Origin of the sequence: Janthinobacterium goodfellowi, assembly GCF_051380695.1 — a bacterium.
Classification (GTDB): domain Bacteria; phylum Pseudomonadota; class Gammaproteobacteria; order Burkholderiales; family Burkholderiaceae_D; genus Janthinobacterium.
Window position 1 is genome coordinate 814,963 of record NZ_JBNYXN010000001.1, and the last position, 11,914, is coordinate 826,876.

At 62.8% G+C, this 11,914-nt stretch carries 11 protein-coding genes and 3 tRNA genes; 11 read left to right on the plus strand and 3 right to left on the minus strand.

Annotation, left to right across the window (positions count from 1 at the left end; translation table 11 throughout):
• The first annotated feature begins 4 nt into the window (after positions 1 to 4).
• The 5 genes from ltnD to denD are packed head-to-tail and all read left to right on the plus strand — an operon-like array spanning position 5 to position 4,666.
• Positions 5 to 937: an L-threonate dehydrogenase gene (ltnD, locus tag ACQ4WQ_RS03625; protein ID WP_436494733.1), complete on the plus strand. Its 933-nt coding sequence runs from the start codon at positions 5 to 7 to the stop codon at positions 935 to 937.
• Positions 934 to 2,235: a 3-oxo-tetronate kinase gene (gene otnK / locus ACQ4WQ_RS03630; protein ID WP_436494735.1), complete on the plus strand. Its 1,302-nt coding sequence runs from the start codon at positions 934 to 936 to the stop codon at positions 2,233 to 2,235. Before ltnD ends, otnK begins: the two co-directional genes overlap by 4 nt.
• A complete protein-coding gene (otnC, locus tag ACQ4WQ_RS03635; protein WP_436494737.1) occupies positions 2,232 to 2,876 on the plus strand; it encodes a 3-oxo-tetronate 4-phosphate decarboxylase in 645 nt (214 codons plus the stop codon). The genes otnK and otnC overlap by 4 nt, the downstream gene beginning before the upstream one ends.
• A gap of 18 nt (positions 2,877 to 2,894) precedes the next feature.
• Positions 2,895 to 3,692 carry a 2-oxo-tetronate isomerase gene (otnI, locus tag ACQ4WQ_RS03640; protein ID WP_436494739.1) on the plus strand — a complete coding sequence of 266 codons (798 nt, stop codon included), beginning with the start codon at positions 2,895 to 2,897 and terminating at the stop codon, positions 3,690 to 3,692.
• Entirely contained in the window at positions 3,689 to 4,666 is a 978-nt protein-coding gene (denD, locus tag ACQ4WQ_RS03645) for a D-erythronate dehydrogenase (RefSeq protein ID WP_436494741.1), read from the plus strand. The genes otnI and denD overlap by 4 nt, the downstream gene beginning before the upstream one ends.
• On the opposite strand, the gene ACQ4WQ_RS03650 is transcribed toward denD, so the two are convergent.
• Entirely contained in the window at positions 4,663 to 5,505 is an 843-nt protein-coding gene (locus ACQ4WQ_RS03650) for a DUF6597 domain-containing transcriptional factor (protein ID WP_436494743.1), read from the minus strand. The genes denD and ACQ4WQ_RS03650 overlap by 4 nt on opposite strands.
• 56 nt (positions 5,506 to 5,561) lie before the next feature.
• On the opposite strand from ACQ4WQ_RS03650, the gene ACQ4WQ_RS03655 reads away from it, so the two are divergent.
• Positions 5,562 to 6,056, plus strand: a complete 495-nt coding sequence (locus ACQ4WQ_RS03655) for a DUF3224 domain-containing protein (protein WP_436494745.1) — start codon at positions 5,562 to 5,564, stop codon at positions 6,054 to 6,056.
• Between the two features lie 135 nt (positions 6,057 to 6,191).
• On the opposite strand, the gene uvrB is transcribed toward ACQ4WQ_RS03655, so the two are convergent.
• Positions 6,192 to 8,279: an excinuclease ABC subunit UvrB gene (gene uvrB / locus ACQ4WQ_RS03660; protein WP_099667101.1), complete on the minus strand. Its 2,088-nt coding sequence runs from the start codon at positions 8,277 to 8,279 to the stop codon at positions 6,192 to 6,194.
• A 112-nt stretch (positions 8,280 to 8,391) separates the two neighbouring features.
• On the opposite strand from uvrB, the gene ACQ4WQ_RS03665 reads away from it, so the two are divergent.
• From ACQ4WQ_RS03665 to ACQ4WQ_RS03685, 5 genes are all read left to right on the plus strand, one after another.
• Entirely contained in the window at positions 8,392 to 9,606 is a 1,215-nt protein-coding gene (locus tag ACQ4WQ_RS03665) for an amino acid aminotransferase (protein ID WP_326458431.1), read from the plus strand.
• A 131-nt stretch (positions 9,607 to 9,737) separates the two neighbouring features.
• Positions 9,738 to 9,813: transfer RNA gene (locus ACQ4WQ_RS03670), tRNA-Asn, on the plus strand.
• A 135-nt stretch (positions 9,814 to 9,948) separates the two neighbouring features.
• Positions 9,949 to 10,024: transfer RNA gene (locus tag ACQ4WQ_RS03675), tRNA-Asn, on the plus strand.
• A gap of 123 nt (positions 10,025 to 10,147) precedes the next feature.
• A complete protein-coding gene (locus ACQ4WQ_RS03680; protein ID WP_116745121.1) occupies positions 10,148 to 10,474 on the plus strand; it encodes a Dabb family protein in 327 nt (108 codons plus the stop codon).
• Between the two features lie 90 nt (positions 10,475 to 10,564).
• A tRNA-Asn gene (locus ACQ4WQ_RS03685) sits at positions 10,565 to 10,640 on the plus strand.
• A gap of 282 nt (positions 10,641 to 10,922) precedes the next feature.
• On the opposite strand, the gene ACQ4WQ_RS03690 is transcribed toward ACQ4WQ_RS03685, so the two are convergent.
• Positions 10,923 to 11,891 (minus strand): alpha/beta fold hydrolase, encoded by a 969-nt coding sequence (locus ACQ4WQ_RS03690; protein WP_436494748.1) that lies wholly within the window; start codon positions 11,889 to 11,891, stop codon positions 10,923 to 10,925.
• Positions 11,892 to 11,914 lie beyond the last annotated feature (23 nt).

The following is an 11,914-nucleotide window of genomic DNA, read 5'->3' on the forward strand; positions in this document are numbered from 1 at the left end:
GCAGATGAACGTAGAAATGAAAAAAGTGGGCGCAGTGGGAGTAATTGGCCTGGGCGCCATGGGCATGGGCATCGCGCAATCGTTGCTGCGCGCGGGCTTTGAAGTGCATGCCTGCGACGTGCGCCCGGAAGCCGTGCAAACGCTGGTCGACAAGGGCGCCCATGCGGCACAATCGCCGGCCGCGCTGGCGGCGCAGGTGCAGGCCTTGCTGATCGTCGTCGTCAATGCGCAGCAGACGGAAACCGTGCTGTTTGGCGAGCACGGCGCGGCCGGCGCCCTGGCGCCGGGCAGCGTCGTCATCGCCTGCGCCACCGTGGCGCCCGAATTTGCCGAAGCGCTCGGTGCTCGCCTGGCGGCCATGGGACTGCGCTTCATCGACGCACCCATTTCCGGCGGTGCAGCCAAGGCGCAAGCGGGCGAGATGTCGGTGATGGCGGCCGGCGCGCCCGATGCGTTCGACGCTTGCGCCGGCATTTTTGACGCCATCTGTGCAAAGCTGTACCGCCTGGGCGAGCAGCCGGGGCAGGGCTCGAAAGTCAAGATGATCAACCAGCTGCTGGCCGGCGTGCATATCGCCGCCGCCGCCGAAGCGATGGCGCTGGGCTTGCGCGCCGGCTGCGATCCGGAGGCCCTGTATGAGGTGATTTCGAACAGCGCCGGCAGTTCCTGGATGTTCCAGAACCGGGTGCCGCACATTTTGAAGGGCGACTACACGCCGTTATCAAGCGTGAACATTTTCGTGAAAGACCTCGGCATCGTGCTCGATTACGCGAAAAAGAGCATCTTTCCACTGCCGCTGTCGGCCACGGCGCACCAGATGTTCATGCAGGCGTCGGCCGCCGGCTTTGGCGGCGAGGACGACTCGGCCGTGATTAAAACTTTCCCCGGTATCGATCTGCCGGCGAAAGCGTCACTGAATCAAAAGGAACCATCATGACTGTATTACTGGGATGTATCGCCGACGATTTCACGGGTGGCACCGACCTGGCCGGCATGCTGGTCAAGGCCGGCATGCGCACGGTGCAGCTGATCGGCGTGCCGCAAGGTCCGCCGCCAGCCGACGTCGATGCCGTCGTCATCGCGCTCAAGTCGCGCACGAATGCGCCGGAAGAGGCGGTGGCCGAATCGCTGGCCGCGCTGGCCTGGCTGCAGCAAGCCGGATGCCGCCAGTTCTACTTCAAGTACTGCTCCACGTTCGACTCCACGCCGCGCGGCAATATCGGCCCCGTGGCCGAAGCGCTGATGCGGGCGCTGGACACGGATTTTACGATCGCCTGTCCCGCGTTTCCCGCGAATGGCCGCACCATCTACAAGGGCAACCTGTTCGTCGGCGACGTGCCGCTGGCCGAGTCGGGCATGCGCGACCATCCCCTGACGCCGATGACGGATTCGAATCTGGTGCGCGTGCTGCAGCGGCAGGTGCAGGCCAAGGTCGGTCTGGCCGATTACGCTGTGGTGGAGAAGGGCGCGGCCGCCATCGCCCAGCGCTTCACGGACTTGCGCGGCCAGGGCTGCCATTTTGCCGTCGTCGATGCCGTGTCGAACCGCGATCTGGAAGCCATCGGCGCCGCTTGCGCGGACTTGAAGCTGATCACGGGCGGCTCCGGCATCGCGCTGGGATTGCCGCAGAATTTCCGCCAGCGGGGCCAGTTGTCGCCATCGCCTGCGGGCCAGGCAGGGCGCTTGCCGCCTGCGTCCGGATTGCGCGCCGTGATCTCGGGCAGCTGCTCCGTGGCCACGCAGCAGCAAGTGGCGCACCTGCGCGAACTGGCGCCGTCCTTCCACGTCGACCCTTTGCAGCTGGCCGCGGGCGGCGAGGTGGTGGACGCCGTGCTGGAGCAGGCGCTGGCCTGGGCGAATCAGCACCTGGCGCAAGGCCCCATTTTGATCTATGCCACGGCCACGCCGGACGCCGTGCGCGCCGTGCAGGCGCAGCTGGGCGTGGAGCGTGCCGGCGCCCTCGTCGAGGAAACCCTGGCCGCCATCGCGCAGGGGCTCGTGCGCCTCGGCGTCGGCCAGCTGATCGTCGCCGGCGGCGAAACCTCGGGCGCCGTGGTGAAAGCGCTGGGCGTGGCGGGCTTGCGCATCGGCCCCGAGATCGACCCCGGCGTGCCGTGGACGCTAGCCTTGGCCGCGCCGGGCGACGAAGGCAGGGCGCCTTTGGCGCTGGCGCTCAAGTCCGGCAATTTCGGTACTGTGGATTTCTTCAGCAAGGCCTGGCAGGTGCTGGCATGAGCACCACCGAATCGCGCCAGCGCGAGCTGATCGTCGACTTCGGCAAGTCGCTGTTCGAACGGGGCTTGACGGCCGGCAGCAGCGGCAACCTGAGCGTGCGCCTGTCCGACGGCTGGCTGCTGACGCCGACCAACGCCAGCCTGGGCCGGCTCGATCCCGCGCAATTGTCCAAGCTCGATTGGAACGGCAAGCTGATCAGCGGGGCGCCGCCGTCCAAGGAGGCGTTCCTGCACCGCGCCATGTACGAAGAGCGGAGCAGCGCGGGCGCCATCGTGCACCTGCACTCGACGCATTCGGCCGCCGTGTCGTGCATGTGCGGCTTGAACCATGACGACTGCATTCCGCCGCTCACGCCATATTTTGTGATGAAGGTGGGGCGCTTGCCCCTGGTTCCGTATCACCGTCCGGGCGACCCGGCGCTGGCCGGCGCGATCGGCGCCATGGCGCGCAAGCACTCGGCCGTGCTGCTGGCCAATCACGGTCCCGTCGTGTCGGGTTCCAGCCTGGAAGCGGCCGTGTATGCGGCCGAGGAACTGGAAGAGACGGCCAAGCTGTTCCTGCTGTTGCGCGACGTGCCCACGCGCCCGCTCGACGCGGCGCAGATCGCGGACCTGAAGCACACGTTCAAACTCGACATATAAGATTCAAGGAGATACCGCATGCCCCGTTTTGCCGCCAACCTGACCATGATGTTCAATGAAGTGCCTTTCCCGCAGCGCTTTGCCGCCGCCGCGCAAGCGGGTTTCCAGGGCGTCGAATTTTTGTTCCCCTACGATCACGCGCCGCAGGAAGTGGCCGGCTGGCTGCGCGAAAACAAGCTGCAGAACGTGCTGTTCAACCTGCCGCCGGGCGACTGGGCGGCAGGTGAGCGGGGCATCGCCTCGCTGCCGGGCCGCGAAGCGGAATTCCGTGCCGGCGTGGCGCGCGCCATCGAATATGCGCTGGCGCTGGGCACCCCGCGCGTGCACATGATGGCGGGCTTGCTGCCCGTGGGCGCCGACCTCGCCCTGCACCGCGCCACCTACCTGGCCAACCTGCGGTACGCCGCGAAAGCCGTGGGCGAGCATGGCATCGAGCTCTTGATCGAACCGATCAACGGGCGCGACATGCCCGGCTACTTCCTCGTCACGCAGGCGCAGGGCCATGCGCTGCGCCTGGAATCGGGCGCGCCCAACGTCAAGGTGCAGATGGATTTTTATCACACGCAGATCGTCGAGGGCGATATCGCCATGACGTTCAAGAATAACTTCGACGGCATCGGCCACGTGCAGATCGCCAGCGTCCCCGCCCGCAACGAACCGGACGATGGCGAAGTCAATTACCCATACCTGTACACCCTGCTCGACGAGCTGGGCTACGAGGGCTGGATCGGCTGCGAATACCGTCCGCGCGGGCGCACCGAGGATGGCCTGGGCTGGCTTGCCGCTTACCACAACACGCAAGGAGAATTGAAATGAAAGTACTGATTACCGGCGGTGCCGGTTTCCTGGGACAGCGCCTGGCGCGCCAGTTGCTGGCGCAAGGCCAGCTGACGGACAGCCACGGCCAGTTGCAGACCATCAGCGAGCTGGTACTGGTCGACGTGGTGGCCGCACATGACTTCAACGATGCGCGCGTCAACGTGGTCACGGGCGACATCGCCGACGGCGCCCTGATGCGCGCCACCATCGACGCGCAGACCACGTCGATCTTCCACCTGGCCGCCATCGTCAGCGGCCAGGCGGAAGCCGATTTCGAGCTGGGCATGCGCATCAATCTCGATGCCTCGCGTTTGCTGCTCGATATCTGCCGCGAACTGGGGCACAAGCCGAAAGTGGTCTTCACCAGCTCCGTGGCCGTCTATGGCGGCAAGCTGCCGGACGTGGTGCAGGATACGACGGCCTTGAATCCCCAGTCTTCATACGGCGCACAAAAGGCCATCGGCGAATTGCTGCTCAACGATTACAGCCGCCGCGGTTTTGTCGATGGCCGCGTGCTGCGCCTGCCCACCATCAGCGTGCGTCCCGGCAAACCGAACAAGGCGGCGTCGTCCTTCGCCAGCGGCATCATCCGCGAACCGTTGAATGGCGAGGCGGCCGTCTGCCCCGTGTCCACCGATTTGCGATTGTGGTTGCTGTCGCCGCGCGGCGCCATTGCCTCGCTGATCGCCGGCCACGAACTGGCGGGCGAGGCCTTTGGCGCCAGCCGCACGGTGAACTTGCCGGGCTTGAGCGTGAGCGTGGGCGAGATGATCGCCGCGCTGGAACAAGTCGCTGGCGCGGACGTCGTTGCCCGCATCAGCTATGCGCCCGATCCTGCCGTCGAGCGCATCGTCAAGAGCTGGCCCGGCGCCTGGGACACGGCCCGCGCCGAAGCGCTGGGCTTGACGGCCGATGCGGATTTCGCCAGCATCATCCGCGCCTACATGGACGACGCGAAGGCGGCCGCTTAGGCGGGTGGGGGTAGCTGCGAGCGGCGATAGTCGAGCGGCGTGCTGCCCACCAGTTCCGTAAAACTGCGGCTGAAATGGGCCTGGTCAAAAAAACCCAGTTCCTGCGCCAGGCTGGCCAGGTCGGGCGCATCGGGCTGCGCCAGGCGCCAGATCGCTTCCTGCAGGCGGTAGCGCTGGATCACCCATTTCGGCGGCACGCCCACGTAATCGCTGAACAGGCGCTGCAGCCGGCGTTCGCCGATGGCCATTTTTGCGCACAGCTGCGCCACGTTCGCCGGGCCGTGGTGGGCCGCCACTGCGGCAGTGAGCCTGGCGGCCAGCAAGGCGGTCTCATCGACCTGCGGCAGCCTGGCCAGCAGCAGTGCCTGCGCCTGCGCCACCATGGCCGCATCGCCGGCTTGCTGCAGCACCAGCGCCTCGGCTTGCGCGGCGGGCATGCCCAGCAGTCCATCGGCGGCGATGGTTGTGTCGGTGAAGGTGGACAGGGGCTGGGTGATGAACGGGCGCAGGCCGCCCGGCGCGAAACGCACGCCCAATACCTTGCCCGCGCCAAGCAAAGGCCGGTCGAAGGCGCCGCGCACCACGCCATGGATGGCGGTGCGGCCAGGGTCGAACACCAGGTGGGCATTCGGATACGGCAGCACGCGCTGCGTCTCCGGCGCGCAGCCCCGCCTGTCCCATTCCACCACCCAGAAATACTCGACGAATGGCGCCAGCGCGCCAGCCGGCGGGTAGGTCGCCAGCCGTATGCGGCGCGCCGCCGCCTGCGGGTCGACGATGCCTTTCGGCGCCTGCCCAGGTGTCTTGAGCAGATTTGTCGTGCTGTCGGCTTTATCCAATATTTGTCTCCTGCGCGGCCTTAAGCTGGTACTCTCGCATCGATGGAAAGGGAATCATGAAATCACGCAGCCTGGCGGGCCTGGTGCTGGCCGCATGTTGTCTATCGGTGGCGCCAGCCGGCGCCGCTTCGTCTACAGAGGGGGATCATCGCATGCCTATGCACGCTACGGGAAGTTTCAGCATCACCATGACGCCGTCCGCCGCGCCGCAGCGCGCGGGGCGCACGACCTTGGGCAAGGTACTGCTGGACAAAGTCTATGCCGGCGACCTGGTCGCCACGGCCAAGGGGGAGATGCTCAGCGCCGTGACCGACACCAAGGGCGCGGCCGGTTATGTGGCCATGGAAGCCATCACGGGCGTCCTGCAGGGAAAAGAGGGCAGTTTCGTGGCCCAGCATGCGGGTACCATGGCCGATGGCCAGCAGCAGCTGTCCATCGTGATCGTGCCCCATTCCGGCACGGGGCAGCTGACGGGCATCAGCGGCACCCTGGCCATTCGCATTGAAAACGGTCAGCATTTCTACGACATCGACTATTCGCTGCCGGAGTAGGGCAAACCCATGGGCGGAAATCCTGTACTCGCTGGTACGGTCAAGCCACAGCCCAGGACTTCGTGCCGAGCGGCTTTTCAAGTAGGTCGGATTAGCGGCAAGGCCGCGTAATCCGACCTACGCATGGCGTGGTATTCATTTGCCCAGTATCGACGCCACATTGTCGGTGCCGGGCGCGCCGAACAGCTGCTGCTTGAGGATGTGCAGCTGGTCGCGCACCTGCGCCGCCTTTTCGAACTCGAGGTTCTTGGCGTGGTCGACCATCAGTTTTTCCAGGCGCTTGATCTCCTTGCTGACCTGCTTTTCGCTCATGGCCTCGAACTTCGCCGCTTCCTGCGCCACCTGCAGGGTCTCGCGCGCTTCCTGCGGGCTGTAGACGCCGTCGATCATTTCACGGATCGATTTCTTTACGCCGATCGGGATGATGTTGTTGGCCGTATTGAAGGCGATCTGCTTGGCGCGGCGGCGTTCCGTCTCGTCGATGGCGCGGCGCATGGAGTCCGTGATGCGGTCGCCGTACAGGATCGCCGTGCCGTTCAGGTTGCGCGCGGCGCGGCCGATGGTCTGGATGAGGCTGCGCTCGGAGCGCAAGAAGCCTTCCTTGTCCGCGTCGAGGATGGCGACCAGCGACACTTCCGGCAAGTCCAGGCCTTCGCGCAGCAGGTTGATCCCCACCAGCACGTCGAAGGTGCCCAGGCGCAGGTCGCGCAGGATTTCCACGCGCTCCACCGTTTCGATATCGCTGTGCAGATAGCGCACCTTGATGCCATGGTCGCCCAGGTATTCCGTCAATTGCTCGGACATGCGCTTGGTGAGCGTGGTCACCAGCACGCGCTCATCCTTCTTGATGCGCTCGACGATTTCCGACATCAGGTCGTCCACCTGGCTGCTGGCCGGGCGCACGATGATCTGCGGGTCGACCAGGCCGGTCGGGCGCACGACCTGTTCGACCACCTGGTCCGAATGGGTCTTTTCGTATTCGGCCGGCGTGGCCGAGACGAACACGGTCTGGCGCATCTTCTGTTCGAATTCCTCGAATTTCAAGGGCCGGTTGTCGAGCGCCGACGGCAGGCGGAAGCCATAATCGACCAGGTTCGTCTTGCGCGAGCGGTCGCCGTTGTACATGGCGCTCAGCTGGCCCGTCAGCACGTGCGACTCGTCGAGGAACATCAATGCGTCGGGCGGCAGATAATCGACCAGGGTCGGCGGCGGTTCGCCCGGCAGCGCGCCGCTCAGATGGCGCGAGTAGTTCTCGATGCCCTTGGTGAAACCGATCTCCGCCATCATTTCCAGGTCGAAGCGCGTGCGCTGCTCGAGCCGCTGCTCTTCGATCAGCTTATTCTCCTTGCGGAAGAACTCGAGGCGCTCGCGCAGCTCGTCCTTGATGGTCTCGACGGCGCGCAGCACGGTGGAGCGGGGCGTCACGTAGTGCGAGCCCGGGTACACGGTGAAGCGGGGGATCTTTTGCCGTACGCGGCCCGTCAGCGGGTCGAACAGCTGGATCGATTCGATCTCGTCGTCGAACATTTCCAGGCGCACGGCCAGCTCCGCATGCTCGGCGGGGAAGATGTCGATGGTGTCGCCGCGCACGCGGAAGGTGCCGCGGCCGAAATCGACCTCGTTGCGCGTGTACTGCATCTGGATCAGGCGCGCGATGACGTCGCGCTGGGCGACCCTGTCCTTGACGCGCAGGGTCAATATCATCTGGTGGTATTCGTTCGGATTGCCGATACCGTAGATGGCCGAGACAGTGGCGACGATGATGACGTCGCGCCGCTCCATCAGCGACTTGGTGCACGACAGGCGCATCTGTTCGATATGCTCGTTGATCGACGAGTCCTTTTCGATGAACAGGTCGCGCTGCGGCACGTAGGCTTCCGGCTGGTAGTAATCGTAGTAGCTGACGAAGTACTCGACGGCGTTTTGCGGGAAAAAGTCGCGGAACTCGCTGTACAGCTGCGCCGCCAAGGTCTTGTTCGGCGCGAAGACGATGGCGGGCCGGCCCATGCGCGCGATGACGTTGGCCATGGTATAGGTCTTGCCCGAACCGGTCACGCCCAGCAGGGTCTGGAAGGCAAGTCCGTCGGCAATCCCCTCGGACAGCTGGGCGATCGCCGTGGGCTGATCGCCGGCCGGAGGGAAGGGCTGGTGCAGCTTGAAGGGGGAGTCCGGGAAAGAGATAATTGCGCTTTCCGCCTCGCTGGCGGTAGATAATTCGGGCATGTGAATCAGACCTTTGTTAGAATAGTGCTCTGCTGGCGGCCCTGGCGTTGTATTTTGGGGCGCTGTCTACAACTCCGCTGTGAACCTGCTTCCAATCGAATCCAATCTTATCATGACGAACCCAACTGTTTCTGCCAGTCTGTTTAGCGCCATCGAGATGGCCCCACGCGACCCGATCCTGGGCATCACCGAAGCATTTAACGCGGACCAGAATCCCGCCAAAATCAATCTGGGCGTTGGCGTCTATTATGACGACAACGGCAAGGTGCCTCTGTTAGCTTGCGTACGCAAGGCGGAAGCCATCCTGATCGAACAGGCCGCCCCACGCACCTATCTGCCGATCGAAGGCCTCGCTGCCTACGACAAGGCCGTGCAAGAACTCGTATTTGGCGCCGACAGCGCCGTAATTCAAGAGCGCCGCGCCATCACCGTGCAAGCCATCGGCGGCACGGGCGCACTGAAGATCGGTGCCGACTTCCTGCAGCGCTTCGCGCCGGGTGCCCAGGTCTACATCAGCGACCCGAGCTGGGAAAACCACCGCGCGCTGTTCGAGAACGCCGGTTTTGTCGTGAATAACTACACCTACTACGATGCCGCCACCCATGGCGTGAACTTCGACGGCATGCTGGCCAGCCTGAACGCCATGCCGGCCGGCTCCATCGTCGTGCTGCACGCCTGCTGCCACAACCCGACCGGCGCCGACCTGAGCGTGGCCCAGTGGGACCAGATCATCAGTGTGGTCACCGCGCGCGGCCTGGTGCCGTTCCTGGATATGGCCTACCAGGGCTTCGCCAACGGCATCGCCGAAGACGGCGCCGTGGTGCGCCGCTTTGCCGACGCGGGCGGCCCGCTGCTGGTGTCGAACTCGTTCTCGAAATCGTTCTCGCTGTACGGCGAGCGCGTGGGCGCGCTGAGCGTCGTCGCATCGAGCGCCGATGAAGCGGCCCGTCTGTTGTCGCAGCTGAAGCGTGTCGTGCGCACCAACTACTCGAACCCGCCAGTCCACGGCGGCAAAGTCGTTGCCACCGTCCTGGCCACGCCGGAATTGCGCCAGCTGTGGGAAGAGGAACTGGCCGGCATGCGCGTGCGCATCCGCGAAATGCGCAATGCCTTCGTGGAAAAGCTGAAAGCCAAGGCACCAGGCCACGACTTCGAATTCGTGCGCCAGCAAATCGGCATGTTCTCGTACTCGGGCCTGAGCAAGGAACAAGTGGCGTCCCTGCGCGAGCAATCGATCTACGCCGTCGACACGGGCCGTATCTGCGTGGCAGCATTGAATTCGCGCAACATCGACATCGTTATTGACGCGATCGCCAAAGTGCTTTAAGATCTTGCTTCTTCGGCGCTGCATGCAAGTGCGGCGCGGATGGCAGTAGAAAGTCGGCGATGGCCGTGTTTGTCGGGATGCAGTATCGGTCTTGCAAATATGGAACAAGCGACATATAATATTGCCTCTTTTCCCTGATAGCTCAGTTGGTAGAGCGACGGACTGTTAATCCGCAGGTCCCTGGTTCGAGTCCAGGTCGGGGAGCCAGAATTCGGAAGGCCACGTTGAAAAACGTGGCCTTTTTTGTTTTTGCGCCGCCGGCGCGGGCGCCATGGCAAAATAAGATTTTCCCTGTGGAAATCTGGACAGTGCCAAGTTTGGCCTATATAATACGGCCTCTTTTCCCTGATAGCTCAGTTGGTAGAGCGACGGACTGTTAATCCGCAGGTCCCTGGTTCGAGTCCAGGTCGGGGAGCCAGAATTCGGAAGGCCATGTTGAAAAACATGGCCTTTTTTGTTTTCCGCCACAGCCAGCATGGCTGGCCTGTGCGTTGTCGCGTTTTGCGCTATCCTGAGGGCATCACTTCAGGAGCACCTTCCCATGACTTGTACCTCCGCCTTGCGCCATATCGTCCTGTGCGACTTTCTCGATGGCATCACTTCCGCCAAGCATGCCGAACTCGTCTATGAGTTTTCCCAGCTAAAACATCGCATTCCTGGCGTGCGGCAATTCGAATGGGGGCCGAACGTCAGTCCGGAAGGCCTCGATGATGGCTTTACCGATTGCTTTACCCTGACCTTCGATGACGCCGGTGCGCGCGACGTGTATCTGACCCATCCGGCCCACCTGGCCTTTGTCGAGCAGCTCAAGCCATGGCTGGGCCGCGTGCTGGTATTTGATTACTACCCGCAAGAGCATCCCGGCTGACCGCCGGGCACGGTGACGCAGGGGAAATATGCATTTTTCAGAGGGAAATCTGGACACCGTAAAATTTACCCTATAGAATGCGGCCTCTTTTCCCTGATAGCTCAGTTGGTAGAGCGACGGACTGTTAATCCGCAGGTCCCTGGTTCGAGTCCAGGTCGGGGAGCCAGAACATCAGCAGTATCGAAAAGCCCAGCCTTCAATGGTTGGGCTTTTTGCATTTCAGAACCTGCATGCTTCATCCGTGTCATCGCGCTTGATCCAGCGCACAGACCGCCAGGCATCCGGCGCCATGCTGGAGGCGACAAGGCGCTGGCGGGCCTGTCATCGCCGTCAACTTCCAGGAGAGGCTGAAATCCGCATGGCCGCTGCCGGCATTGCCAGCGACTAGGCCAGCAGGGCGCTGGCCGGCCTGTGGGCTTGCGGGAGTGGCGTCGCGTGACGCCGTGTATCAGGACTTTGTCGCCGCATCCAGCGTCTTGATGATGGTTTCTTGAAATTGCACCGGTTCATCCTGGTGAATTTGATGCCCGGAATGGTCAAAGAAAAACAACCCCTTCTTTGGCGCCTTCAATGTCTCAAAATACGCTTGCGTGATCCTGGTCGAGGTCTGGATATCGTTTTTGCCTACGAAGAAATACACGGGGCAGTCAACGCTCTTCAAGGTCCTGGACAGATCGATGTCCATGACCTTGTTCCAGACTGGCGACCAGGTTTTCGACCATTGAAGAAAGCCCGTCTTGAAACCCTCGCTGGTGGCGAATTCCTTGCCGTCTTTGTAAAAAAGCCATTTCCTTAAATAAAACATGCTTTCGTCACTAGTAAACGGGAAAATGACGCTGTCCAGTTCCCGGCTGGCGACGGCATTGTCCTTGAAGTGCACTTTCAAGGTTTTCAGCAATTCTTTCTCGCTTTCCAGCTGGCTCACGACAGGATTCGACGCGAAATAGGCATGCAGCAGTTCCGGGTGATGCTTGACGATATAAAAGCCCAGGACGTTGCCCCAGGAACTGCCCAGCAAGTATATTTTTTCCTGCTTTAACTCTTTTCGCAGGAATTGTATGACTTGATACGTATCTTTCTCCATCTGCTCGACGGAGGGCTGCGTGGGCGAAGGATTCAGTTTCAATGTTTTTCCGGCGTCCCGCTGGTCCCATTGGACAATCGTAAACTTGCTTTTCAGGAGATTGGTAAAGGCATCCGCCCCCTTGATCATGGAGCTTCCCGGGCCGCCCGATAAAAACAGCAGGACGGGCTTGTTCGCGTCGTCCGTCTTGATTTCCACCACCTGTTTTATGCCGCCAATGTCGGGCGTCAGGGTGGTGGTGACTTCGGCGGCGGCGGGGGGCGTGTCTGCCGTGGCTTGCGCCTGGCATGCATGGAAGGGAAGCAGGGCGGTAAGGAACACTGCCAATGTCATTTTTTTTATCATTGTGTCAGGAT